The sequence below is a fragment of the Pseudotenacibaculum sp. MALMAid0570 genome, assembly GCF_040151415.1.
Classification (GTDB): domain Bacteria; phylum Bacteroidota; class Bacteroidia; order Flavobacteriales; family Flavobacteriaceae; genus Polaribacter.
The window spans coordinates 212075-236763 of sequence record NZ_JBDKWF010000047.1 but is presented as its reverse complement, the minus strand read 5'-3'; the positions used below and the strand labels follow the sequence as shown (position 1 = coordinate 236763).

The 24689-nt window shown below is 31.6% G+C and carries 23 protein-coding genes; 10 read left to right on the top strand and 13 right to left on the bottom strand.

Annotated features, from left to right (window positions below; all coding sequences use genetic code 11):
- Positions 1–38: 38 nt before the first annotated feature.
- The 6 genes from AAON49_RS07540 to AAON49_RS07515 all read left to right on the top strand — a co-directional run bounded on the left by AAON49_RS07540 (position 39) and on the right by AAON49_RS07515 (position 6264).
- The gene (locus AAON49_RS07540; protein ID WP_349553856.1) at positions 39–1826 is read left to right on the top strand and encodes an ATP-binding protein; all 1788 of its coding nucleotides are present in this window, start codon (positions 39–41) and stop codon (positions 1824–1826) included.
- A gap of 11 nt (positions 1827–1837) precedes the next feature.
- Complete coding sequence (locus tag AAON49_RS07535) at positions 1838–2932, top strand: response regulator (RefSeq protein WP_349553855.1); 1095 nt, start codon at positions 1838–1840, stop codon at positions 2930–2932.
- Between the two features lie 484 nt (positions 2933–3416).
- Complete coding sequence (locus AAON49_RS07530; protein WP_349553854.1) at positions 3417–4274, top strand: AraC family transcriptional regulator; 858 nt, start codon at positions 3417–3419, stop codon at positions 4272–4274.
- A gap of 231 nt (positions 4275–4505) precedes the next feature.
- On the top strand, positions 4506–5156 hold the full coding sequence (locus tag AAON49_RS07525; RefSeq protein ID WP_349553853.1) for a hypothetical protein: 651 nt from the start codon (positions 4506–4508) through the stop codon (positions 5154–5156).
- Positions 5157–5252: 96 nt separating this feature from the next.
- The gene (locus tag AAON49_RS07520; RefSeq protein ID WP_349553852.1) at positions 5253–6017 is read left to right on the top strand and encodes a DUF3108 domain-containing protein; all 765 of its coding nucleotides are present in this window, start codon (positions 5253–5255) and stop codon (positions 6015–6017) included.
- Positions 5992–6264, top strand: coding sequence for a hypothetical protein (locus tag AAON49_RS07515; protein WP_349553851.1), 273 nt, complete (start codon positions 5992–5994; stop codon positions 6262–6264). The genes AAON49_RS07520 and AAON49_RS07515 overlap by 26 nt, the downstream gene beginning before the upstream one ends.
- 819 nt (positions 6265–7083) lie before the next feature.
- On the opposite strand, the gene AAON49_RS07510 is transcribed toward AAON49_RS07515, so the two are convergent.
- The gene (locus AAON49_RS07510; protein WP_349553850.1) at positions 7084–7626 is read right to left on the bottom strand and encodes a DUF4251 domain-containing protein; all 543 of its coding nucleotides are present in this window, start codon (positions 7624–7626) and stop codon (positions 7084–7086) included.
- Positions 7627–7743: 117 nt separating this feature from the next.
- Between AAON49_RS07510 and AAON49_RS07505 the strand changes: the two genes are divergently transcribed.
- Complete coding sequence (locus AAON49_RS07505; RefSeq protein WP_349553848.1) at positions 7744–8448, top strand: pseudouridine synthase; 705 nt, start codon at positions 7744–7746, stop codon at positions 8446–8448.
- Here AAON49_RS07505 and AAON49_RS07500 read toward each other — a convergent pair.
- The 7 genes from AAON49_RS07500 to AAON49_RS07470 form a co-directional block, all read right to left on the bottom strand.
- The gene (locus AAON49_RS07500; RefSeq protein ID WP_349553847.1) at positions 8435–9529 is read right to left on the bottom strand and encodes a hypothetical protein; all 1095 of its coding nucleotides are present in this window, start codon (positions 9527–9529) and stop codon (positions 8435–8437) included. The two genes, AAON49_RS07505 and AAON49_RS07500, sit on opposite strands and share 14 nt — an antisense overlap.
- The gene (locus tag AAON49_RS07495; RefSeq protein ID WP_349553846.1) at positions 9520–10635 is read right to left on the bottom strand and encodes a hypothetical protein; all 1116 of its coding nucleotides are present in this window, start codon (positions 10633–10635) and stop codon (positions 9520–9522) included. Before AAON49_RS07495 ends, AAON49_RS07500 begins: the two co-directional genes overlap by 10 nt.
- Positions 10636–10732: 97 nt before the next feature.
- A complete protein-coding gene (locus AAON49_RS07490) occupies positions 10733–11275 on the bottom strand; it encodes a PepSY-associated TM helix domain-containing protein (RefSeq protein WP_349553845.1) in 543 nt (180 codons plus the stop codon).
- 48 nt (positions 11276–11323) lie between these two features.
- The gene (locus AAON49_RS07485; protein WP_349553843.1) at positions 11324–13312 is read right to left on the bottom strand and encodes an alpha-ketoacid dehydrogenase subunit alpha/beta; all 1989 of its coding nucleotides are present in this window, start codon (positions 13310–13312) and stop codon (positions 11324–11326) included.
- Positions 13313–13365: 53 nt separating this feature from the next.
- Positions 13366–14508, bottom strand: coding sequence for a methionine aminotransferase (locus AAON49_RS07480; RefSeq protein WP_349553841.1), 1143 nt, complete (start codon positions 14506–14508; stop codon positions 13366–13368).
- 61 nt (positions 14509–14569) lie between these two features.
- Positions 14570–15049 carry an Lrp/AsnC family transcriptional regulator gene (locus AAON49_RS07475; protein WP_349553839.1) on the bottom strand — a complete coding sequence of 160 codons (480 nt, stop codon included), beginning with the start codon at positions 15047–15049 and terminating at the stop codon, positions 14570–14572.
- Between the two features lie 86 nt (positions 15050–15135).
- Entirely contained in the window at positions 15136–16185 is a 1050-nt protein-coding gene (locus AAON49_RS07470) for a M14 family zinc carboxypeptidase (RefSeq protein WP_349553837.1), read from the bottom strand.
- A 341-nt stretch (positions 16186–16526) separates the two neighbouring features.
- Here AAON49_RS07470 and AAON49_RS07465 point away from each other — a divergent pair, with 341 nt between their 5' ends.
- Positions 16527–16892: a helix-turn-helix domain-containing protein gene (locus AAON49_RS07465; protein ID WP_349553835.1), complete on the top strand. Its 366-nt coding sequence runs from the start codon at positions 16527–16529 to the stop codon at positions 16890–16892.
- Between the two features lie 6 nt (positions 16893–16898).
- On the opposite strand, the gene AAON49_RS07460 is transcribed toward AAON49_RS07465, so the two are convergent.
- The 5 genes from AAON49_RS07460 to AAON49_RS07440 all read right to left on the bottom strand — a co-directional run bounded on the left by AAON49_RS07460 (position 16899) and on the right by AAON49_RS07440 (position 21590).
- Entirely contained in the window at positions 16899–19352 is a 2454-nt protein-coding gene (locus AAON49_RS07460) for a M1 family aminopeptidase (RefSeq protein WP_349553833.1), read from the bottom strand.
- Between the two features lie 129 nt (positions 19353–19481).
- Positions 19482–20012 (bottom strand): GFO_1091 family lipoprotein, encoded by a 531-nt coding sequence (locus AAON49_RS07455; RefSeq protein WP_349553831.1) that lies wholly within the window; start codon positions 20010–20012, stop codon positions 19482–19484.
- Positions 20013–20070: 58 nt separating this feature from the next.
- Positions 20071–20601, bottom strand: coding sequence for a GFO_1090 family protein (locus AAON49_RS07450; RefSeq protein WP_349553829.1), 531 nt, complete (start codon positions 20599–20601; stop codon positions 20071–20073).
- Between the two features lie 34 nt (positions 20602–20635).
- A complete protein-coding gene (locus AAON49_RS07445; protein ID WP_349553827.1) occupies positions 20636–21094 on the bottom strand; it encodes a PG0215 family putative anti-sigma factor in 459 nt (152 codons plus the stop codon).
- Complete coding sequence (locus AAON49_RS07440) at positions 21081–21590, bottom strand: GFO_1088 family ECF-type sigma factor (protein WP_349553825.1); 510 nt, start codon at positions 21588–21590, stop codon at positions 21081–21083. Before AAON49_RS07440 ends, AAON49_RS07445 begins: the two co-directional genes overlap by 14 nt.
- 155 nt (positions 21591–21745) lie before the next feature.
- Between AAON49_RS07440 and AAON49_RS07435 the strand changes: the two genes are divergently transcribed.
- Both AAON49_RS07435 and AAON49_RS07430 read left to right on the top strand, forming a co-directional pair.
- On the top strand, positions 21746–23233 hold the full coding sequence (locus tag AAON49_RS07435; protein ID WP_349553823.1) for a S41 family peptidase: 1488 nt from the start codon (positions 21746–21748) through the stop codon (positions 23231–23233).
- Positions 23233–24687, top strand: a complete 1455-nt coding sequence (locus AAON49_RS07430) for a GFO_1087 family putative carboxy terminal peptidase (RefSeq protein WP_349553821.1) — start codon at positions 23233–23235, stop codon at positions 24685–24687. The genes AAON49_RS07435 and AAON49_RS07430 overlap by 1 nt, the downstream gene beginning before the upstream one ends.
- Positions 24688–24689 lie beyond the last annotated feature (2 nt).

Sequence of the window (24689 nt, the reverse complement as noted above, 5' to 3'; positions counted from 1 at the left end):
CAAAAAAAGCTTAAATTGCTATAGCATAAACTTAAAAAATGGCTAAGCAAAATAGAAATAGACTAAGATGTATTTCAATTCTACAAAAAAATAGAGTTAGTAAAAGCTTAAATACCTTAATAGCAGATGTAGTGAATAGCTTAGGTTTAAATTATCAATCCATTTACTTTCAAAGAAGAAAGAATTTAAATAACAATAATGGAGTTGAAAATATACAGCAAAATGATATTATTATTGTAGATGCAACTCTTTTAAGCCCGAACTTATTTTACGAACTTGGAATAGCTCAAGCAAATGGAAAACAGATAATTTATTTAATTGAAGAATCTTTTGTAAATATACCTGATAACCTTAGAGCTTATTCAGCCTTGCCTTATGATCCAAATCGTTCAGATTTTCGTGGATTAGGAGAGAGAATAAAAAAGTTATTATTAAAGCTGATAAAAATACCAAATAAAAAATCAACTGTAGAAGTTTTTCCAAAAACAGTATTTAGACAGCCTCATGTAATTGATTTAGAAAACTTAGACATGAGAACATTTGAAAACATGTGCTATGAGTTGATAGTCCAGATGGGTTATAGACAGGTAGAATGGGAAAAATCTAACGAATTTGTTGACATGTTAGCTACTTATCCTAAGAGTGATCCAGATGGATTTGAATATGGAGAACAGTGGTTTATTTCCATTGCTGATGGGTTTCATAGAAACAAAGAGTTCGATATGCTTATGGAAGATCCTGCATATATGATGGATCGTTTGTTGAGAAAAAACAGGAAAGCAAGAGATCGAGGAACAGATCATGTAACACTTTTGTTCATAACCAAAAGTAAATCTAGGTACGTAGAAAATTTTATTAGAAGGTATGGAAATAGTTTGTCCCATAGACCTCTTTTTTCTAAGCGTAATAATTTTAATATCAGATTTAGGCATTGGACTTTACATAGAATAGTTCAACTGTTGCACGAATATCCAAATATTGTTACTAAATATTTTTCGGAAGATGCATATGAAGGATCAAAATATCGTAAAAACTTTGAAGAACTCTACAAAGAAAATATTACAATAACGGATGAATTACAAAAAGCAAAAGATGATTTAGAGAAAGAAAAAAAATTAAGATTCATTGCAGAAAGAGATGCAGCTTGGAAAGATGTTGCGTTTAAAGCAGCTCACAAGCTAGGTAACCCGATTGATGCTATTGACACTTTTTTGCAAAGCCTAAAAAAAAGGATTAATGACGATTGCAAAGGTGCATTGAATATTGCTAATGAAATAGATACATCTGTGGAAGACGCTAAACTTGTTATTGATCAATTTAAATCTCTTACAAAAGTATTAAACATAAAGCTATCTCCTGTTGATATAGAACCTATTATAACTCATGCTTCAATGCCTTATAAAGAAAAGGGAATTAAAGTTGAAATATCTGTAAGGAAAAAGTGCCCTAAATTAATTGCAGATCAAGAAAGGTTGACTGAATGCTTTCAAGAACTTTTTGCAAATTCCTCAAAATGGTTTGATGAAAATAAAGGTGAGAAAAAGGTTAATATTAAAGTAATACGACCTACTAAAGCAACACTTCCAGATAAGTTAAATAAAAATTCTTCCTATTTGAAGATTACATTCAGTGATAATGGTAAAGGCGTTCCTTATGGATTTAAGGAAAAAATGTTTTCTCCTTTTATAAGTAAATCTACTCATGGAACTGGTTTAGGCCTTTCTCTTGTTCAAAGTATAATTGAAAAGCATGGAGGAATAATTTTTGAAACTGGTATTCATTTAGAAGGCGCTCAATTCCAGATTTATTTACCAATTTCAAACTAAAAAAATTAATAATGAAAAATACTATCCTAATTGTAGATGATCAAGAAACAAATAGAAAAGCATATAAATTAACCATAGAAGATAGTGGTTTATTTCATAACATTCATCTTGCTGGTAATCAAAAAGAAGCGGCTAATTTAATAAAAGAAAATAATTATGATATTATCCTGACTGATATGATAATGGACGATGATGATGATGGTATAAAGGTTTTAAAATTGGCAAAAGAAAAAGATCCTTGGTGTATGGTATTAGTTATTACAGCCAATGATAAAAAGTTACAACGTTACGAAGCTTTCGATAAAGGAGCATTTGATTGTATATCGAAGAGTGCTCCAGGTATTAAATCTTCTGATGAGATTATTGCAAAATGCCGAACAGCATTGAATTTTAGGAATACGGCGCTTAAGCAAATTAAAAAGGAAAGAAAATTAAATGCATTAAAAAGATACTTTGATCCAAATATATTTCAAATTATAGATTCAAATCCGGAAATATTAATTCCATCTAATAAAATTGTTTCAATAGTTTTCTGGGATATTCGAGGCTTTTCTAAACTAAGTGAAACATTAAAGGCTCATCCAGATTTAATCGCTGGCTTTTTGAAAGAGTACTGTGAGTTAGCCGCTAAATGTATTTTTGAACAAAATGGAGTTCTTGATAAATTCATAGGTGATGGAGTTATGGCTTTATTTGGTGCTTTAGAAACAGAAAGTAATAAGGATGCTGAGCACGCGATTAATGCATCAAATGCAGCTTTGAAAATGAGAGATGAATTTGTGAAAGTACATGAAAAATGGATGGAGAAATGGACTCTTTATTCACCCGAAAAAATTGATATAGGACTTGGTTGTGGAATTCATACAGGTCAAGCTATTGTCGGTAATATCAATACTGAAATTCGTGATGATTTCACGGCTCTGGGTCCTAGTGTAAACCTTGCTGCTAGGGTGGAATCTAGGTCAAATAAAGGTCAAATTTTAATATCTAGTACTACTCAAGCAAGAGTTCAAAGCGAATTCTCTACTAATCAAGTAGGTGTGATTGATGATATTAAGAATATTCCTGGAGAGTATGCAATTTATGAAATATCACATAAAAAATAAATGATAACGACCTCATAAACTTTTATTCATTTCATTCTTATTGTTTTCAAAGGAATTCATGAATCTCGTAAACTCGATTTCAATGCCAAAAGTCCTTAAATATCGTTAAGAATCTACACAGTCTTTGGGAAATTTAACATAGTATAGAATTATAACTACAACTGAAATCTAGATTATTAAGCCGTAATTTCTTTCAACATAATTGTCTAACGATATAGACCTAAAGGCGCTATATCTACAATTATGTATAAATAGCTCGTTGTACGGCTATACAGAAATTACTATGCAATTGCACTATAATGTTCTGCGTTATGTTACTTTGCTTTGGAAAAGCAAAGAATGTTAACGTAATTTTCTTCGAAAAAAATCTCTTCTAGAAGCTTCTTTCATAAAAGTTAATGGAACACTCTTTATACGACGACGTAGGAGGGAAGTATAATGTGTGTGAAATGGTTATTTAATCATTTTGTGTTATTTTGTCGGGATGAAGAATGAGACTCAACTTGAACGTTATAAAAAACTAACTTCTTATATAGATAAATACTTCAAGGAAGATATAGATATAAAGAAGATAGAAGAAATATGTCATTATTCGTACCGAAATATCAATCGTATCTTTTTGGCATTACATAACGAAACGATTGGAAAATATATAAAACGCATACGTCTTGAGAAAGCAGCCCAGTATTTAAAATTCTCCAATTCAAAAATTGCAGACATTGCTTTTCAAGTTGGTTTTGAAAATGCACCAGCATTTAACAAAGCCTTTAAAAGTAAATTTAATTGTACACCCAAAGATTTTCGGAATAGTGCTGAAGCTAATCGAAATATAATTAAAACGGCTTTTGATATAAATGCGAAACCTTTAGAGTTTAGTATAGAATTCCTACGAGATTTTGATTTCTTATATTTAGAATATCGTGGAATTTTCAGTGATAACATTGCTGTGGAGAAAACTTGGGAAGAACTTTTGCATTATTGCGAAAAAGAAAACCTAATATCTTCTAACACGATTTTTTTAGCTGAACTTTTAGATGATAACGAAATTTGTGATAGTATTCATTTTCGGTATAATTGTGCAATAAATCTCGATAGGCCAAATGAGATTGAACCTAAAGGTTTATTTAAAGTTAAAAAGCACAAAAGGCAGAAATATGCCAAGTTTAAACATATTGGAGCTTATGAAAAAAGTCATGAAACCTATAATAAAATCTATGGGTATTGGCTTACAGACGTACAATTAGAATTTGCGGACAAACCTTCAATCGAAAAGTATCCAAGCTTCTTTAAAGCCATTCCTGAAGAGCAACAAGTTATAGAAATTTATATTCCCGTTCAGTAGATTGTCCTAAAAGGATAATTTCTTATAGATATTCATATCTAATTTTGTCATAATAATAAATGATAAAATGGAGTAATTATGAAAAAAAACAATCTGTACAATAGAATACAGTTAGTAATAATAATTTGTATTATTATATTTAGTAGTGCCTGTAGTAACGATGATAATTCTTCAACTGCTGAAAAAAATTTTAATCCACCAACTAATCTGCGTGTTCAAAGGACTTATAAAATGAGAACTGCTGGAGCAGATATAGGGGGAATCCAATCTACTCGTCAAGTTGATCAAACACAAAACACTCTTTTAATAAAAGATGAAATTTATGGTGTGATTGGTATAGCAGATGGAGTAGAGGTTAATAATACCGAAACACTTTGGATAGGAGCAAGAGGAGCCGAGAAATACCAAGGTGAATTTGTACAAACAAATAATGATACTATTACCAATATTTCATTCCAATTAAGAAATGATAATTTTTTAGATTATTATTATCAAACATCATATGATTCTTCACCATATCATTTAGAGTTATTTAAAGGTGTTGACTATCATTGGAGTACAATATACATTGATCCAACAAATAGAGAACTTGAACAAGGAGTAACCTATAATGATAGGAAAGTATTAGATGTGTCTTTTGCTAGAACAATGAATTTAACAGAAAAGTTTTTAAGGATGGAAAACTATACTGTTGATGGTTATACATTTGAATGTCATGTCATGGAAATTGATTATGGACATGTCATTGGAGAAATTTGGGTAGCTAAAGATGAATTAGGCTGGTTTCTTGTTTATGAAGATGCTACAGCAACTCAAGACCCTACCGCACCAGAAGGGGCATTCGAGTTAGTAATGGATAGTTATACGAGAACAACTAATTGATAAGTGACAGTTGTCCAAAAAGGATAATTTAATTAAACTCCTCAATGGTAATTTTGTTACTGTAATTAATAATAAATCAATTTAAAAATATATAAAATGAAAAACACTAATTTTTTAAACCTCTGTATGATGATTTTTTTTACAGCATGTGGGCAGGAAAAGGAAGAGCTAAAAGAAGATGTCAATTTTAATCCGCCAACAAACATTGAAATTAAGAGAACCTATGCTATGTCAGCTGATGGCTATAAGACCGGAAAAATGGAAGCGGTTAGAAAAGTAGATACATCAAAAAGTACATTATTAATAAAAGATATCGCAAGTAGTTTACTTAGTTTTAATGAACTTAATGACACTAAAGTTGAAGAAGTATTTTGGCTTGGTTCCAAAGGAATCCAAGAGTATTATGGTGAATTTACCAATGTAAAAACTGGAGAAATAACAAATAATAAATTTAAGCTAGAAGGTAATATACTTAATTTTGAATCTAAAACACCTAATAGTTCAAAGCCTTATAAACAATCATTTGAGCGTGGGAAAGATTATCATACAGCAACAATTTATATTAATCCAACCAACAGAGAAATGGAACCAGGTAAGGAATATAAAAGAAAGATGCTAGATGTTTCTTTTGCGCGAACCATGAAGCTAAAAGAAAAGTTTCTACGTATGGATACGTTTACATTAGGAAAACATACTTTCGATTGTCATGTCATATATATAGATTATGGTCATTTACATGGAGAAGTTTGGTTGGCAAAAGATGAATTAGGTTGGTTTCTAATTTATGAAAAGGCTACTGCTACCGAGGGATCATTCGAGTTAAAATTAGATAGCTATGAAAAGACCAAGCTTGATGACTAAACAATTAAATAAGAATCGAAAAATTTGGATATTATTTACAATTGTAATGCTGATTTTTTTATCAGGAATGGTATATCTATTAGCCAACAAAATTGAAAATACTTGGATTTGGATTGGATATATAGCACTTTGGTCGTGGGTAGAACATGAAATTGCAAAGCCATTGAAATTAAGCTCGAAAACTTGGCTACTTATTTTAGGTTTAATATTAATAATTGATGTTATAGTTATTTGGTTCGTAAGTTAGTTGGCCTCATAAAATTTTGGCTAAAACAATAGGCGAGTAGAGCGGTCACATTTTAGAGGGCGAGAACTTAATTTTGTTGAGTTCTCGCTTTTTAATTGGAGTTCTACATAATCTAAAGCGTTCTAATGTTTTCTAAAATATAGAGAAACGAGGCGTAGATTGTTTCCAAAATTATATGCAGCCTTGATTTTTTGTTTCTTTTGCATCAAGGCAAAAGATAGAAATTAACAACTCCAGAGTTTAATTTCTATTTTACATAATATTAAGGAGTAGAGTTTTAAAAGTTTAATTTGAAGCAGAATGTGAGCAAGTGTATAGAAATTATCTCGCAGAGTAATTTTATACTCTTGCGTAAAGCTTGCATAAATGTTAATGAGATTTTTTATTGCAGAATATTCAATTCTGGACGAATGCTTAATACGAAGCTAAAAGTATTTGCTTTTTTTGGCGTGGGCAAAGTGGCTGGGAATTGTGTATAAAATAAATTGTGAAAACAATTTGATTTTATTTAAACAATAAGCGTTTGCGCGCGGCAATTTTACATAACGTCTAATTATAGATACAAATGCATTAACGTAGCGCAGCGTACCGATTAAAAAAGTTTCATTGCCCAAGCAGGATGTTTCTTTATTAGTTCTGCACGTTGTGGGATATTTTACATAATATAGAATTATAGCTTACGAATGGCAAAACACTTAAACAACAAATATTGACGTTTGTACTATAATTTATATTATGTTAAATAGAATATTTAAAAAGAAAGCAGAGATTGTTTTGTCTCCACTATTCTTAGTTGTCTATAGATTTAAAAAATAAAATTTATTCTGTACTCGCTTCTAGCTCACTGGCAACTCCTTGATAGGTAATTGAAGTTCTACGATTGGTATTGATATGTACAACCGCTTTTAAACTAGGAAATAATTTTACTGTCATTTCAAAAGTCTCATTACCATTGGTCAAATCCATTTGCATGGTATAAATCTTTTTCTTTTCGTTATACTCAACTTTATAACTGTCTGGGATTCCTTCAAATTTTACTCCACTTTCACTAAAACTAAATGCTGTAGATTGTTGCTGCGTACCATAATATGGGAAATCTACATTCACATGATCGCCTTTCATCGTAAAGTAATCGTTGCCATTTAGTAAAATTCTATTGGCAGAACTTCCTTGTGGTAACAATCGTAAACTCGCAAATTCATTTGCGGCCAATGGTGACGCTGAATTCAATACTACTTTGATGGTTTTATTTTCTACCCATTTGCTCAATGCTTTGCTGTTTTCAGCATTTTTAACCGCAGTCTGAGTGCTATTGCATCCTAATAATAAGACAGCCATAGCGATGTATAGTAATTTTCTCATAGGGAATGAATTTAGTCCATTAATAATCAATCAGATACATCAAATATCGTGCTAAAATCTTAAAACTCCCAGCAAAAACACCATTTTAACGTTACTTTTGTGGCAAAAATCAGTAAAATGCTGGAAATTGTACATCAAGACAAATTTTGTGTTGTGGTTAACAAACCCAACAATGTTTTGGTACATCACGCCCATCATTCTCGTAATAAATCAGATGAACTCTCTTTATTGCAATTACTTGAAAATCAGTTAAGTAATAAGCTATATCCTATTCATCGTTTGGATCGAAAAACTTCTGGTATTCTACTTTTAGCAACAGAAACGAAGTATGTTTCTGCATTTCAAAAACTCTTTGAAAATCAGGAAATTAGTAAAATCTACTATGGTATTGTACGTGGCTTTGCTCCTGCTTCTTTAATCATCGATTCGCCCGTAAAGGGACGCGATGCCGATGTGTATAAAGATGCTGAAACGGAATTGACTTGTTTGGAGAAAACTACACTCAACATTCCTGTAAAACCTTATGATTCTTCTAGATATAGCTTGGTTGAACTCAAACCTAAAACTGGACGTTTACACCAGTTACGCATTCATATGAATAAGATTTCTCATCCTTTGATCAATGATGCAAAATATGGCGATAAAAATCACGATCTCATGTATGCAGAAAACTTAGGTTGGAAAAACATGTTTTTACATGCTGGTAAATTAGAATTCGCGCATCCGTTTACCAATGAACAATTGAGTCTAAATGCTGATTTCCCTAAAGATTGGAAAGAACTATTTGACAAATTTGATTGGAAAAACCCTATTGAATCGTAAATGAAATCTTTTTGGTTTTAGAATAATCAACCACTTCCCCACTTTGCAAGTCAGTATCAAACAAACGATTTAGATTATTTCCAGCTAGATCTTCTAATCTACTTTCAACTTCAATGGTGTATTTTCCTTCAGCCCAGAAATTTTCTGGGATAAATAAAGCACTTTTAGCATTCTTGCTAAGAAAAAATTCGCCTTTTATTACTTTGCTATTAGAATCATAAACTCTTACCGTTTCTATGAATAACTTCATATCTAACGATTCATGAAACATAAAGCCTATAGACTCTTTTGTGTCTCTAGCGGGTTTAGTGATCTCCCATTTTTGGATATTAGGTTTGCTTTCATCTCTATTTCCTACAGTAAATTCTTTACGCTTACCAATAATGCGCTTTCCATTGATGTCACGCAAATTTTCTACAACAACAATCTCGTACGTTCTCCATTTGATAAGAGGGCTTCCATGTTCTTTATTGGGAATCAAATCTTTTTTAATGCGTCCTGGATCTAACCACAAGGTAACTTCTGTACGATCTTTATTCCATAATTCATTCTCTAATCGTAAGAAAATATCCCTAGTTTCTTTGGTTTCCGTATCATATACAACAATATGATCTAGAATGTTTTGTGATGCATCAATAGAATGGGAAAATGTAAAATACATTTTGAGTAGGTTTTCAGGAACTGTATCTACCTCTGGATATATCTTTAGTAATTCAGTAGACTTATAATCAACAGTTTGTGTAGATTGCATAGGAAGAAAACTAAAATAGTCTTCTCCATTCTTAGTAACTTCATATACTTGTTCTGCTGTAAATGGAAACGTAGGTATAAACTCTATATAATCTCCACTTTTTTTATACTCGCCTAATACCGGATGCTGATTGTTTTCTCCTTCGATAATAACTTTATATTCATCATTCTTATTATCAATAAGAATTTGAATGGAATCAGGAGACAATCTATACAGATAAGGTTCTGGTTTATTATACCACTCGAAAATCCAAACACTAATAATCAAAAAGAAAAACAGAATCTGAAACAGATTTCTGTTTTTTCCTGATTTTTTCTCTTCTACATCCATTTTTTATTACGACTGTGCAAGTACAAATTTCCGTCGTTTCTTCTTCTTAAAATTAGCACATTATCATTGTCTAAGTTGTCCAATTGCTGCACATTCACAAAAGGAAGATTGTCATAGGTAAGACCTACATCTTTTCCGAATTCTTTAACTGGTTCTGTAAGTGAGCCTTCAAACTTAGAAATATCTGATAAGTTCATTCTCATCACTGGACGATTGTTATTAGACATATAAAATTTCACTTCTTTCCCTTTTTGAAAACTGATGATATCTAATGGTGAATTTCCAGAACCTAATTCAGCAATTGTTCTTCCTTTTAAATGCTTCCCTCCTGTTAATTGACTAATTGGAAACAATACCAAAGGCGTACAAGTATAACTGGCCAATAAATAATCTTTTTTATTGATACTTACTACATCAAAAGTTTTAATGGGTGCATAAGTTTCATAACGACCATGAGCGGCATGATAAATTTCTAGTGTAGCAAAATCTTCTTTGGCAGTAAACGGAAAAGGAATACTTCTAAATGAAGAACTAAATTCTTTATTTGATAAACCTGAAACCATTATTTTTCCTTTGTGATACTTCATATCTGAGATAGCCCATCTTCTCAAAGCTCTTCCTCTCCTATCTTTTGCATCTTTAGCTACAGCATTGTTTAAAGAAGTTTCAGAATAACTTACGTCTGTTAATGAAACATTTTCTAATTTACCATTGATGAGTTTTAACAATACAGGCTTTCCTTCTCTAGTATGGACGGAAAAATAAGCTGTTTTTGAAGCAGGATTCACTGCCATATCTGTAATACGAATATTCTTTGGAGTAGTACCTAAAGCCGCAGCAACTTTTACATCAAAATCTTCAACTGCAATTTGTTCAGCTTTTTCTTTTAACTGATGATCTTTTGTGTCAATTGCATAAATAGCAGCATTATCAGAATCTCCAATAAATAAGATCCCTTCTGGACCAAAACTCAAGCTGTTTATGGAAGCAATTCCTGGGTTTCCACTAATAAAATCTTTGGTTAATGAATCTTTATCCTTACTAATTGCGGCAATAGTAATTAAGCCAACAAAAAGTAGACTGAGAGTGTAAATTAGTTTTTTCATTATAGTTGGTTTTTGATAAAATTACTGTTTTATGAGTCCAAGCAGAAATTCATCAAGGTCAATTAACTAATTTTTAACAGCTAATTTTCAATCAATTCTAAGGAAATAGAATTAAAAATAATAAAGGAAATAACATTCCAGCCACAGCAAGTTTCCATCCTCTTTTCTTAAAACCATTTTTTCCTGCAGGAATTAAAATTCCTGTAATGGCTATGAGTAACATTGCTGCACCAAAAATATCAGAATACCAAATCCAAAAGTTATTGGTGGTTTTATGTAAATACATCGTATGACCAATAAAAGGAGTTTTTCTCTTAAATTCTAATTCTCCTTTTCCAGTTTCCATATCGGCATCTAAAATTGCATTATTTTTAAAATACACACGAAGTTTTCCATCTCTCACCCTATGACTATTGTATTCTACATCAAACTCTTTGGTGGCATTTACTAAGAACTCTTTGGTAATGGCATTGGCTTCTTTTGGTAAGCTAAGTGCTACTTCTTTGGCTTCAAAGGTGTAATCCATTGGATACCAATCTTGTCTGTGGTTTAAAATAATTCCAGAAAAGGAAAAAGCAATAATTAATCCTACATAGAAATAGGCAAAATCTCTATGTAAACTTCTATTTGTAATCTTCATGGGTAAATTTTGAAGCACAAATATATTTAGAATTAATCTAAATAAGAGTTAAAATTTATAAATTTTAAGAAGTTCTTCTTGAAAACGTTCTTTGGGTAAATACTGTTTTTCTAAAGCTGATTGAAAAGGAATAGGAGTCTCTAAACTAGCCACTCTCTTAACAGGAGCATCTAAGTATTCAAAACAATTCTCAGTAATCATCGCAGACAGATCACTAGCAATACCTCCAAACAATGAATCTTCTTGAAGAATAATTACTTTACCTGTTTTCTGAACAGAAGTAAAAATTGTTTCTGTATCTAAAGGTTGCAGGCAACGTAAATCAATAAAGTCAGCTTCAATTTCTGGATTGTTTTCTAAAGCTTCTAAAGCCCAATGTACTCCAAGACCGTAACTTATAACTGTGAGGTCTTTTCCTTCTTTTAACATATTAGCTTTTCCAATTTCTAGAGTAAAGTATTCATTAGAAACATCTTGATAAACAGAACGATAAAGCGCTTTATGTTCAAAGAAAAGTATAGGATTTGGATCATTAATAGCTGAACAAAGTAATCCTTTTGCATCTTGTGGAAACGCAGGATAGATTACTTTTAGTCCAGGTGTTTTGGTAAACCAAGCTTCATTGGTTTGACTATGAAAAGGACCAGCTCCTACTCCTGCTCCACAGGGCATTCTTACAACAACATCAGCATTCTGATTCCAACGGTAATGAGATTTTGCTAACAAATTAACAATGGGGTTAAATCCAGAGCTCACAAAATCGGCAAACTGCATTTCCATAACAGCTTTCATTCCGTTTACAGACAATCCATAAGCTGCAGAAACAATTGCAGATTCACATATAGGAGTATTTCTTACACGTTCTCTACCAAATTGTTCTGTAAATCCTTCAGTAATCTTAAATACACCACCATATTCGGCAACGTCTTGTCCCATAATCACAAGATCATCATGTCTTTCCATAGATTGTTGCAATCCTTTTGAAACAGCATCTACAAAACGGATATTTTCTTTGCTTTCAGAAGGATGAATAATTTCAGGATGGTATTCTCTGTAGACATCATTTAGTTCTGAATCTAAATCTGGAACAATAGCTTCTTCATCAAACGCCATTTGTAAATGTTGATTGATCTCATCTTTGATTTCATTTTTTGAAGCTTCAATTATAGTTTCAGTGATGATCCCTTCAGATAGTAGATAATTTTCAAAATTTGCAACAGGGTCTTTCTGAGCCCAGAAATCCATCAACTCTTTAGGAACATATTTGGTACCACTAGCCTCTTCATGACCGCGCATTCTAAATGTTTTGAACTCTATAAGTACTGGTCTAGGATTCTTACGAACACTTTCTGCTAATGCCTTTACTTTTGTGTAAACTTCAACAATATTATTTCCATCAATAATGTGGCTCTCCATTCCATATCCAAGACCTCTATCGGCAATGTTTTCACAATTGTATTGCTCAGAAGTTGGAGTAGATAATCCGTATCCATTATTCTCTACACAAAAAAGAACTGGTAAACTCCATACAGAAGCTACATTCAGAGCTTCGTGAAAATCTCCTTCACTAGTTCCTCCTTCACCTGTAAATACAGCACAAACTTGATGATTCTTCTTGAGTTTATTAGCTAAGGCAATTCCATCTGCAACTCCTAATTGAGGTCCCAAATGAGAAATCATTCCTACGATATTGAACTCTTGCGTTCCAAAATGAAAGCTTCGATCTCTTCCTTTTGTAAATCCATTCATTTTACCTTGCCACTGAGAGAATAATCTGTGTAAAGGAATTTCTCTAGTTGTAAAAACTCCTAGATTTCTGTGCATTGGCAAGATGTATTCTTCTTTATCTAAAACAGAAGTAACACCAACAGCAATAGCCTCTTGACCAATTCCAGAAAACCATTTAGATATTTTTCCTTGACGCAACAAAACCAGCATCTTTTCCTCTATCAATCGAGGTTTTAACATGCTTTTATAAAGGTGAATAAGAGTATCTTTTTCTACATCTGATAAGTTATATTCTATAGATACGTTCATAGAGTTGCTAAATTATTGGTTGACTAAAGTACGAGTTTCATCACAAAAACAATTTATATTTTATTTAAAATCTCTGCAGCTTGTAAAAGTGTTTTTTCTTCTTTAGCGAAACAGAATCTTAAGGATTTAAAATCTAATTGATCCTGATTAAATACCGACAAAGGAATTGAAGCTATTTGAAACTCTTTGGTTAATCTTTTTGCAAAGTCAATATCGTTTTCTTCTGAAATTTCAGAATAGTTAAGCACCTGAAAATAGGTGGCTTGACTAGGAATGAATGTGAATCGAGATCCTGAAATAGCCTCTAAAAACACATCTCTTTTTTGTTGAAAGAAAGAAGGAAGTTGTAAATAATTCTCTTCTTCTTTTAAATATGTTGCTAAGGCAATCTGCACAGGATGATTAACAGAGAAAACATTGAATTGATGTACTTTCACAAACTCATCCATTAATTCTTTTGGACCACAACAGTACCCAACTTTCCAGCCAGTTGTATGGAAGGTTTTTCCAAAAGATGCTGTAATAAACGATCGTTTTTTCAATTCTGGAAAAAGACAAGCGCTTTGATGCTCTTTTCCATCAAATATAATGTGTTCATATACTTCATCACTTAACACAATAATATTGGTATTATTGGTAATTCTTTGAAGTTCTAACATGTCTCCTTTAGAGAAAATAGTCGCACAAGGGTTTTGTGGAGTATTTACCACAATCATTTTTGTTCTTGAATTAATTTTTTCTTCAACCTCTTTCCAATCTACTTGATAATTAGGATGTTTTAGTTGTATGGGAATTACTTTTCCTTCATGAAGTTCTATGGCAGGTTCATAACAATCATATGCAGGCTTAAATAAAATTACTTCATCTCCTTTTCCAATAAAAGCAGAAATGGCTGTAAAAATAGCCTGAGTAGCTCCAGCAGTAACTACTATTTCATTGTTTGGATTGTATGAGCTCTTATATATAGCTTGAAATTTATTTGCAATGGCCTCTCTTAATGATGGGTTTCCCATCATAGGAGCATATTGATTATGTCCTTGATTCATAGCTTTTGAAACAAGTTCAGATAGTTTAGCATCTGTTTGAAAGTTGGGAAATCCTTGAGATAAATTAATTGCATTGTGCTGTCTAGCTAAGCTGCTCATGACAGTAAATATTGTAGTTCCTACATTAGGAAGTTTAGAAGTCAAATTCATCATTGGAAGATATAAAAAACCACGCTAATAGCGTGGCTCTTTGTATTTGAAAGTAATAAATTTATAGCTCTTTAAAAATAGCGTGCATCATTCGTTTCTTATCATTGATGCTCTCTTCTAGAGCAATCATGGTTTCTGTTCTACTAACACCAGGAACCTCATCTATTTTATAGATAATATCTTTTGCATCGTTTGTTCCTCTGGCTCTGACTTTACAAAATATATTGTATTTACCAGCAGTTACATATGCTACAGTAACATTAGGAATTAAACGAAGGTTAGAAATTACACTTTGGGTCATTGAAGTTTTTTCTAGGAAAACTCCAACATGAGCAATAAAGGAATAGCCCATTTTTTCGTAATTCAAGGTAAGTGTTGATCCTTGAATGATTCCTTCGTCCTCCATTTTCTTTACTCTAACGTGAATTGTTCCTGCAGAAACCAGCAACTTTTTGGCTATATCTGTAAAAGGAGTTCGCGCATTTTCGATCAAGATGTCTAATATCTGGTGATCGATTTCATCTAGCATGAATTTTTTCATATTATTATTAATTATTCAAACAATAATACAAAAATATAGATTAAATATATTTTTTTACTTAAAAAAGTGAATAAAATTCAACAAAATTAGTCTTCGAAAACGATTTCTTTGTGAAAAAAAAGTGCAGAAATGTCATCTGTTACTTTTTTTGGGATAAAATTAATCTTATTATTCTCTAAAATTTCTTCATACTGAAAAGCTTCATTTTGCCTATTTGAATATTTATGAAGTAAATCTCTGAAGTTTTTTGAATTATCTGGAATGGTAAAATACTCTTCAAATTCATCAAAATTTTCTGCGCTAGCTATATGCGCAATACCTTGTATTAAGGCTGAAAAAGTAAAAAAACGACTTTCTTCTCTTTCATAATCTTCAGGATAATGGCCAGATTCTATTAAAACAGTTGGATAACCAAGCTTTTGAAAGTTATCTCCTGTGGCGGTAGGATAGAACTCATCTGTATATCTGCCTATATGATTAGGAATTATAGTCTGCATCAATTTATTCATGGCTACAATAACATTCATAGTTCTTTTTCTTCCTTCAGTAAGTTTTCTGGTAATTTCTTCAGAAGGTGCTAAAAATGATAGTGTAGCTGGGTTTAAAGTACCTTCTACTCCAAAAATAGTTCTTTGATCATGTAAGTTAAAACAGAAATCAGGTTGAAATTCATCTAACTGTGCTCTTAATAACTGACTCTCTTTTGCACTTCTATCTACAGCATCTCTATTAAGATCTATAGAGTTTGCATTCACCCTTGTATAATATTCTGCTCCATCTGGATTTACAATTGGAATAATTTTGATTGTACAATTATTGAATATTGAAGTTGAAAACTCATCTTTAGCTATAGTCATATAGTTTAAAAGATCAAAAACTGCTTTAGTACCTGTACTTTCGTTGCCATGCATTTGGGTCCAGATAAGTATTTTTCTCTTACCATTCCCAAAACTAAACTGATGAATAGGTCTATTTTCTTCAGATTTTCCGATTTCATTGTATGCAATTACTTCATTAGAATCGTATTTAGAAAAAACTCTCTTCAAATGATTCAATGTAATCCATCTCCCAGAAATGGAAGTTTCTTTTACCTGATTATAGATTGATAGGATATATGATGATTCTAATGTTCGCATACAACAAATTGTCTCTGGCAAAAATAACACAAAGCTAGAAATAGATGGATGATAAATTCAAACAAATGTTTTAATAAGATTTACAATTGTTAATTAATAATTTTCGCTATTCATTGTGTTTTGTAAACACCTTTAAGAGTGCTTTACTTCTGTAATAACTTATATATAAGATTTCTTTATTAATTATAAAATAAGTTAATTAAACACATGTTTATCAAATATTTATAAAGTTTATATGAAGTTTTAGTTTAATGTTTGATTTTATTTTTTGTTAAAGTTTAAGAATCGTTTGTAAAGATAATGGACTAGTTTTACATTTGTAATAACTAATTAAGTTTACAATGGTAAACAGCACTGAGTTTACAGCAAGACTAAAAAAAATTCTTACGCACTACGAATTATCAGCATCTATATTTGCCGATAAGATTGGTGTGCAACGTTCTAGTATCTCTCATATTCTATCAGGAAGGAATAAACCGAGTTTAGATTTTATTTTAAAAGTGACTAATACTTTTACTGAAGTAGACATCTATTGGTTGTTGAATGGTAAAGGAAGTTTTCCTAAAGAAAATAAAACAACTCCTACTCTATCTCAAGGAGATATTTTTCAACCTCAGACACAAAAAGCTGTTGGTAATGGTAAAAAAATTAGTAGAATCGTCGTTTTCTATAACGATGGTACTTTTGATGAATACAAGAAAGATTAAAGCTTTTTATTGAACTAACTGTGCAATTCCTGTTTTGATTACCTCAATATTCTTGAATTTGTTAGGTTTATTTGCTTTGTTTTGCTTTTGAACCATCTGACGGAGTAAATTAATCCCTACTTTATCAAAATTGAACTGTTTGTATTGATTTCCTTTCGCCACAACGTCTTTTACTAAATTACGAATCGCCTCAGTGTTATTACTAGTTGCTATTTGTTCGTAAGCTTTTTGGTATATGGCCTGTATCTTCGGGTTATTGTTTAAAAACATTCCTGAAAGAACATTATTGGCAATAAAGACCATTTCAGATTCATCTTTTTCTTCGATATAAATTCTAGTTAATGGAGTCGCAATAATATTTTTAACCTCTAAAGGAAGTTCTTTAGACTTTTTAATTGCATAGTCTTTGTCTATATAGTACATGCCTACTAAAGCCTTTCCTAATACATTATAAGATTCGCTTTGTAATGCTTTTTCAAAAACAGGTCTTAATTCAGGGTCTGTTAATTTTCCTAATGTTTCAATAGCTGCCGCCCTTACTAATGTTTTCTTATCATTACTAGCAATTCTTTGAATCTTATCAATAACATTCTTTTTAGACCATTTATTGATGAGATCAATATTTTCTAAGGCCAGTATTCTAATCTTGTAAAAAGAGTCGTCCAAAGCTGAAACAACAGCGTTGAAGGCCTTTTTATCATCTTGCTTTTTAACTACTTCCAACAAAGCTTCTCTTCGATGTTCATAACTAACAGCATTTTTTAATTGAAAGATATAATCGCTTAAGACTTTATTTTCAATAAAATCAGCCAATAAAACTCCATCAGCATTTACTTGTATCAAATCTGGAGACTTACTAGAGAAAGAAAATTTATAGGAAGCGTCTCTACCATCTACAAAAACATTGTATCTAGTTCTAGAGCCATTTTCAAAGATATCTATAGCAATTGGAAACTTAAATTCGTTTTGCTGTGACTGAATAAAGTTTACAGTTACTGTTTTCTCTAAAGTATTATAGTCATAAGAAACTTGAATCTTAGGATGTCCAGATCCAAAATACCATTGATTGAAGAACCAATTTAGGTCTTTACCGCTAACTTCTTCTAGAGTTAATCGTAATTGATGTGCTTCTGCAGCTTTATATTTGTAATCATTTAAATACTTTTTTAATCCAGTAAAAAAAGCTTCATCTCCTAAATATCTTCTTAACATATGCAAGATTGCTCCGCCTTTGTTGTAGCTTACAGCATCAAACATATCTTCTTTATCTGCATAGTAAAAGCGTACTAAATCTTTGTCAAAATTCTGACCATCTTTATATGCTTTTACATCTTCAAATAAATGTGCATCAGCATCATCTTTTCCATATTTATATTCTCTCCATAAATATTCACTGTAATTGGCAAAAGATTCATTCAGCGTTAGATTGCTCCAACTTTCTGTAGTTACTAGATTTCCAAACCAATGATGAAACACTTCATGAGCAATTGTATTTTCTTGTTTGTTCTCATCAATGAGTTGACCCTTCATTTGATTTGCTTGTTCGCCATGAATAACAGCAGTTGTGTTTTCCATAGCCCCACTTACATAATCTCTTGCAACTATCTGACTGTATTTATTCCAAGGATATTCTACACCAAGTTTTTCAGCAAAAAAACCAATCATTTCCGGAGTATGCCCAAAAATATCCTTTGCATAAGGTGCATATTTCTTTTCTACATAATAATTTACTGGAATATTTTTGTAGGTGTCTTTAATGATTTCATATTCGCCAACACCCATAAAGAAAAGATAAGGTGCATGTTTTTGATCTAATTTCCAATAATCTGTTCTATTGCTCCCTGTTTTTTCTTGATTGACTAATTCTCCGTTAGATAAGGTTACAAACTTATCTGGAACAGTAATATAGAGTTCTTGTGAAGTTTTTTGATTAGGAGCGTCAATGGTTGGAAACCAACAACTACTAGCCTCTGTTTCTCCTTGTGTCCATACTTGAATAGGCTTATCTTCTTCTAAACCTAACGGATTGATAAAATACAAACCTTTGGCACTAGTAATAGCAGAACTTCCTTTTTGTTTTACTTTTTCTGGTCTTGCAGTATACTTAATATAAAGTGTATACTCTTCTCCTTTTTTATACTCTCTCGGTAAGTCTATAATGATTTGGTAATCATCATAATGATAGTCTAATTTTCGCCCTCCAAGTTCAATGGAATGAATTAACATAGCTTTGGCATCAAGAGTTACTTTGCTAGTTGGATAAAAATGAGGTGTTAGAGTCACCCACTCTTCTCCATTAAGTTGTCTGTTTTTAAAATCGAAGTCAACTTTTAGTTTAGTATGAACTAAATTGTTAATTCTTTCACGTTCTCCTCTGTATATAGATAAAGGATCTTGTTGTGCATTTAAAAAAGAAAATACAAACAGAAAAAATAGAATCAGTACTTTTTGAAACTTCATAGGGTTGTAAATAGAAATTCAAAAATACTAAATATAAAGAAGTGAGTTGTTAACAGCTAGTTAAAACAAAAAAACCGTTATTTCAAAAGAGATAACGGCTTTGGAGTTTGATTATGGTTGATTTGACTATTAAAATGCTAAGTTGAATTTTTTAAGGTTTAATTGACCTGAATCAAGAGTGATGTTGTTCATCATCGTAATGATTTTACTTGGGTCCATATCGTTTCCTAAAATTCTAGCCACTCCTACTCCTTTATCTTTTGCATATCCAAAAGCAATTACTTCATCAATTGCATCTGACGATCCTGTATAATAGATGCTCATCTTGATTCCTTGGGCATTCATACGCATCAAACTTTTGTACTTATCGCTTTTTAGAATTTTAGTCAATTTATCTTTTTCAGATTGATATGTGTCTTCATTTCCTTGATAAGGTAAAGCCACAAGGTTTACTTTTCTAATACTATTGATTGTTTCCTGAACATCAGTAGGAACGTCTAAAGATTTCGGTTTGATAAAATTCACAGGAATATCTATGGTCATAAAACCTTCTTTTTCCTGGCTTTTAACTAGGTATTCTTGTATTGTTGACTCATTGTTACATGATGTAGCAAAAATAGCCAATACAAATAATGCTAAAACGGTTGTTATTTTTTTCATGGGTTGATTTTTTAAAGACTACTCTGAATCATCTAATCCAGAGCAGTATTATTTTTTATTAGTCTCTACTTACTTTTACATTGGCACTTTTAGTAAATGTATCCGCCAATTTAGAAAGCTTATTAATATCGATGTTACCCGTTAAAGAAACTACAACAGATTCTGCAATTCCATTCGTTTTCTCATCTATTCCTTTTACAAACATTAATACTTCGCTTACAAAATCTTTGTTTTTTCCAGCTTTTACGTAGATCCAAACTCTAGATTTATCTTCTTTTAGACGCATTAATTCTGTTAACTTCTGACTTTTTACAGCAGACTTTACCATGCTTTCCATCTTTGTAGCAACACTTGCTTTATCTGTAGAAAACACCTTTAATTCATTTAAATCTTGAATCATTTTGAAGACTTCCATTGCATCATTGTCTTGTAAACTCTCTGCATTAAATTTTGAAAGGATTTCAAAGGCGTCTTTACTTACAATTACAGAAGATACTCCATCCATGTCTTCTAGTTTGTCAAAGATTGACTGACCGTAGCTTAACATTGGCGCTGCTACTAACGCTATTAATAAAATTACTTTTTTCATCTTTCTAAGGTTTACTTGGTTCTTTTATAAAAATTTACTTGGTTTTAAATATTTTGTTCACTGAATTCTCATAGGCATAAAGATTGTCAAAAGCTTGACTTCCTTTATTTAGAGTTCCAGATAACATTTTTAAAGCTTTTTCAGCTTGTTCATAATGAAATCTCTGCTCTACTGATAGTTCACTAAGAGAAGGTAAATCTTTCTTGCTATCTGTGATCTTACCATATCCTATAAATACACTGAATAATAAAGCGAATGATGCTGCAACAGATAACCATTTGTAGTTTCTCTTTTTCTTCGTGTTAAACTCTAGGGTTTTGTTGTAGGTTTCGTCTTTACTTGTTTGAAAGTACGCAAACATCATTTGATATTCTTGTAAATGAGGTGCTACATCGTTTGATTGGAAATAATCTTTTAAGATTGCTTCTTCTTTTAAAGTAGTCTCTGCGTTTTCGTACTTTACAACTAATTTTTCTATGCTAGCTAACTCCATAGTTATGTTGTTTTATTAGTTCTTGTCTTATTGTTTTTCTCGCTCTTGATAATGCTACACGAACAGCTGTAGGTTTCATATCTAACATTTTGCATATTTCATCAAAGTCGTATTGTTCTACATCTCTTAACTGAATAATCAGTTTTTGTTGTTCTGGCAGATTTTCAATGAGCTTATGTACTTGGTTTACTGTATCTCTGTACTCAACTTTTTTATCTAAGCTGGTATCTTTTTCTTTGTAATTACTGTGAACTAATGTTAGATTGCTGGCTTGTTTCGACTTTAATCTGTCATAACAATAATTCTTAGTCATGGTCATGGCAAAAGCCTCTACATTCTTATAATCAGATAACTTTTCTTTGTTTCTCCATAATTTAAAGAATAGCTCTTGAGTAGCATCTTCTGCTTCTTCCGTAGATACTAAAAGTCTTTTTGCTAATCTGAAGACTTTATCTTTAAACGGTAAAACAACTTTTAAAAAGTCTGATTGGTTCATTAGTTACTTGTAATTAGTTGTAAACTCTGATGTTTTATTTATTTTTTATCAGTTTTACATCATTACGACGATGGGGTCAATAATTTGTTACATAGATATATAAAAAAATACTAATTATCCTTAAATTGCGTTATCTGTATTATAAAATATTGTTCATGTTTCGCACATCCCTAAGAAGAATTTTTTACTTTTTACTCATTATTATTACTTATTCTTCTTGTGAAAAAGATGATACATTTCCTGTAGACATTCAGGCACAGGATTTTGTATGGAAAGGGTTTAATGCCTATTACTTATATCAAGATCAGGTTGATGATTTATCCGACAGACGTTTTAATAACGATCAGCAGTTAATGAGTTATTTAAGTGGTTTTGGTTCTGCAACCGATATTTTTAATGCACTAGTAGTTTCTAACGATACTCGTTCAGTACTTGTTGATGATTATAATTTATTAAGTCAAGATACTCCTTTAAGGAGTTCATTTACAACCGGACTTGAGTTTGGTGTTATGAGAGATCCAAACAATCCAAATAATGTAATTGGATATGTATTGGATATTCTTCCAAATTCTAATGCGTCCAATCAAAATATTTCTAGAGGTGAGTTCTTTTATGCTGTAGTAGATTCAAATAACAACACAATTCAATTAACGGAAGACAATTATACAGAGCAATTGACTAATGCTCAACAGTTGGATTTATCTATTTTAACTGCCGATTTTGATGGCACAACATTAACACCTAATGGGAAACAAGTAGATTTAGTTCGAGAACAATATCAACACCCTCCTATTCATTTCAGAAGAATAATTGATGTAGCTCCCAATAGAATCGGCTATTTGATGTATAATAATGATTTTTCAGGAAATTACATTCAAGATTTGAATGCTACGATGTTAGATTTTCAAAACAATAATGTTAGCCAATTGATTATTGACCTACGTTACAATATTGGCAGTGGTTCTTTTGCAAGCACTGTAGCTGAATTAGCATCAATGATTACAAGACAGTTTGACAATCAGCCTTTAATTAAGGAAACGTGGAATATAAAAGCACAACCTTGGTTTGAAGTTAATCAACCTGATTCTTTAATTACTAGATTTCCAACAAGTTTAAGTAATGGAACAGCAATTAATAGTTTAAATCTTACAGATGTTTATATCATTTTAAACGGTAGAGGATTTAGAGGGTCCTCTGCGTTAGAATTATTAGTTAATAGCTTGAGACCTTATATCAATGTTCATGTAATTGGTAACAATACTATAGGAGATAATTTAGGGTCAATTACATTGTATGATTCTATTGACTACAATTTTAGTGCTACAGGAGTTAATGCAAATCACACTTTTGCTTTACAACCTACAGTGCTAACTTTTTCTAATGTGAATGATGAAACTTATAGCACAGGAATTTTACCCACAATGACTATTTGTCCTGTTGAAAACCCAATGGACTTGGGCGAATTAGGACAAACTTCAGACCCTTTATTAAATAGTGTACTGAATTATATTACGAATGGAACAATAGTTGCACCAGCTTGTAATCCATTTGATTTTGAAATACTATACAACTCTATTAATCAGCAAATACTGCCAGATAGAGGAGTTTTTATTGAGCAACATTTACCAAATCTAGGAAGATAATGAGAAGAGTAAACACAACTATAAAAATTGCAGCAATACTATTTATTGCTCTTATTTCGTCTTGTGAAAAAAGCGAACGTTTTACAGCTACTGGAAATGATGAGATTCACCTTTTTATTTGGAGAGGGATGAATAATTATTATTTATGGCAACAAAATGTTGCTGATTTAGACGATAATCGTTTTGATAATGTTGGACAAGTATATAGCCATTATTCTGATTTTTCTTCGCCTGCTGATGTATTTCAATCATTGCGTTACCAACCAGGAGTTATTGACCGTTTTTCTTGGATTGTTGATGATTATATTGCTTTAGAGAACTCGTTTCAAGGAATCAATCAAAGTAATGGAATGGAATATGGTTTAGTAAGATATGATAATAACCCTCAGAATGTATTTGGATATGTTCGTTATGTAGTTCCTAATTCTGATGCCGAAGCGAAGAATGTGACAAGAGGAATGCTTTTCAATCAAGTAGATGGAACTCAATTAACCGAAACAAATTTTAGCTCTTTATTAGGACAAGATAATTACACTATTAGTTTAGCAGATTATAATAGTGGTAATCCTTCTGCAAATGGGAATTCAATTTCCTTGACAAAATCGCAATTGCAAGAAAATCCGGTAGCTATTGCTAAGACTATTATTGATGGATCGGCTAGAATTGGTTACATCATGTATAATCAATTTGCATCATCTTATGATGGTGAGTTAAATGCAGCGATTGCTCAGTTAAAAGCAGATAACATTACTGATCTTATTATAGATCTTCGTTACAACGGAGGAGGATCTGTAAGAACAGCAACTTATCTTGGTGGAATGGTAACAGGACAGTTTGATGGACAATTGTATTCTAGACAAATTTGGAACTCAAAAGTTCAGAATGCAGTTGATCCTAGTAATTTCATCAATAATTTCACAAATGAAATTCTCAATAGAGATAGAGATGGCAATATTATATTGCAAGAACCAATCAACAATCTTAATTTAACTAGAGTGTATTTCATTACTACACGTAGTTCTGCATCAGCTTCTGAATTGGTAATGAATAGTTTGTCTCCATATATAGATGTAAAATCTGTTGGAACCACAACCATTGGTAAAGTACATGGTTCTGTTACTTTGTATGATTCAGATAATTTTACCAGAGAGGGCGCAAACTTAAACCCAAACCATACTTGGGCTATGCAACCTTTGGTTTTAGAAATTCAAAACAGAGACAATCAAAATCACCCAAGTGGAATTGTACCTGACATTAATTTACCAGAAGATTATGAGAACTTAGGAATCTTAGGAGAAAGGTCAGATCCATTGTTAGACAGAACTATCGTGTATATTTTAACGGGAGCTAAAGGTAATTTTTCTACAAAAAAGTCAATGATAGAGCATCAAGAAATCAGTAATTCGAAGATGGCAAACCCAGCTTCTAACAATATGTATACTAACTTTAAGTAATC

What these genes read in the sequence shown, in the direction of transcription:
- AAON49_RS07540 (WP_349553856.1), top strand. Translation starts at nt 39, where the DNA reads ATGGCTAAGCAAAATAGAAATAGACTAAGATGTATTTCAATTCTACAA.
- AAON49_RS07535 (WP_349553855.1), top strand. Translation starts at nt 1,838, where the DNA reads ATGAAAAATACTATCCTAATTGTAGATGATCAAGAAACAAATAGAAAA.
- AAON49_RS07530 (WP_349553854.1), top strand. Translation starts at nt 3,417, where the DNA reads ATGAAGAATGAGACTCAACTTGAACGTTATAAAAAACTAACTTCTTAT.
- AAON49_RS07525 (WP_349553853.1), top strand. Translation starts at nt 4,506, where the DNA reads ATGAGAACTGCTGGAGCAGATATAGGGGGAATCCAATCTACTCGTCAA.
- AAON49_RS07520 (WP_349553852.1), top strand. Translation starts at nt 5,253, where the DNA reads ATGAAAAACACTAATTTTTTAAACCTCTGTATGATGATTTTTTTTACA.
- AAON49_RS07515 (WP_349553851.1), top strand. Translation starts at nt 5,992, where the DNA reads ATGAAAAGACCAAGCTTGATGACTAAACAATTAAATAAGAATCGAAAA.
- AAON49_RS07510 (WP_349553850.1), bottom strand. Translation starts at nt 7,626, where the DNA reads ATGAGAAAATTACTATACATCGCTATGGCTGTCTTATTATTAGGATGC.
- AAON49_RS07505 (WP_349553848.1), top strand. Translation starts at nt 7,744, where the DNA reads ATGCTGGAAATTGTACATCAAGACAAATTTTGTGTTGTGGTTAACAAA.
- AAON49_RS07500 (WP_349553847.1), bottom strand. Translation starts at nt 9,529, where the DNA reads ATGGATGTAGAAGAGAAAAAATCAGGAAAAAACAGAAATCTGTTTCAG.
- AAON49_RS07495 (WP_349553846.1), bottom strand. Translation starts at nt 10,635, where the DNA reads ATGAAAAAACTAATTTACACTCTCAGTCTACTTTTTGTTGGCTTAATT.
- AAON49_RS07490 (WP_349553845.1), bottom strand. Translation starts at nt 11,275, where the DNA reads ATGAAGATTACAAATAGAAGTTTACATAGAGATTTTGCCTATTTCTAT.
- AAON49_RS07485 (WP_349553843.1), bottom strand. Translation starts at nt 13,312, where the DNA reads ATGAACGTATCTATAGAATATAACTTATCAGATGTAGAAAAAGATACT.
- AAON49_RS07480 (WP_349553841.1), bottom strand. Translation starts at nt 14,508, where the DNA reads ATGAATTTGACTTCTAAACTTCCTAATGTAGGAACTACAATATTTACT.
- AAON49_RS07475 (WP_349553839.1), bottom strand. Translation starts at nt 15,049, where the DNA reads ATGAAAAAATTCATGCTAGATGAAATCGATCACCAGATATTAGACATC.
- AAON49_RS07470 (WP_349553837.1), bottom strand. Translation starts at nt 16,185, where the DNA reads ATGCGAACATTAGAATCATCATATATCCTATCAATCTATAATCAGGTA.
- AAON49_RS07465 (WP_349553835.1), top strand. Translation starts at nt 16,527, where the DNA reads ATGGTAAACAGCACTGAGTTTACAGCAAGACTAAAAAAAATTCTTACG.
- AAON49_RS07460 (WP_349553833.1), bottom strand. Translation starts at nt 19,352, where the DNA reads ATGAAGTTTCAAAAAGTACTGATTCTATTTTTTCTGTTTGTATTTTCT.
- AAON49_RS07455 (WP_349553831.1), bottom strand. Translation starts at nt 20,012, where the DNA reads ATGAAAAAAATAACAACCGTTTTAGCATTATTTGTATTGGCTATTTTT.
- AAON49_RS07450 (WP_349553829.1), bottom strand. Translation starts at nt 20,601, where the DNA reads ATGAAAAAAGTAATTTTATTAATAGCGTTAGTAGCAGCGCCAATGTTA.
- AAON49_RS07445 (WP_349553827.1), bottom strand. Translation starts at nt 21,094, where the DNA reads ATGGAGTTAGCTAGCATAGAAAAATTAGTTGTAAAGTACGAAAACGCA.
- AAON49_RS07440 (WP_349553825.1), bottom strand. Translation starts at nt 21,590, where the DNA reads ATGAACCAATCAGACTTTTTAAAAGTTGTTTTACCGTTTAAAGATAAA.
- AAON49_RS07435 (WP_349553823.1), top strand. Translation starts at nt 21,746, where the DNA reads ATGTTTCGCACATCCCTAAGAAGAATTTTTTACTTTTTACTCATTATT.
- AAON49_RS07430 (WP_349553821.1), top strand. Translation starts at nt 23,233, where the DNA reads ATGAGAAGAGTAAACACAACTATAAAAATTGCAGCAATACTATTTATT.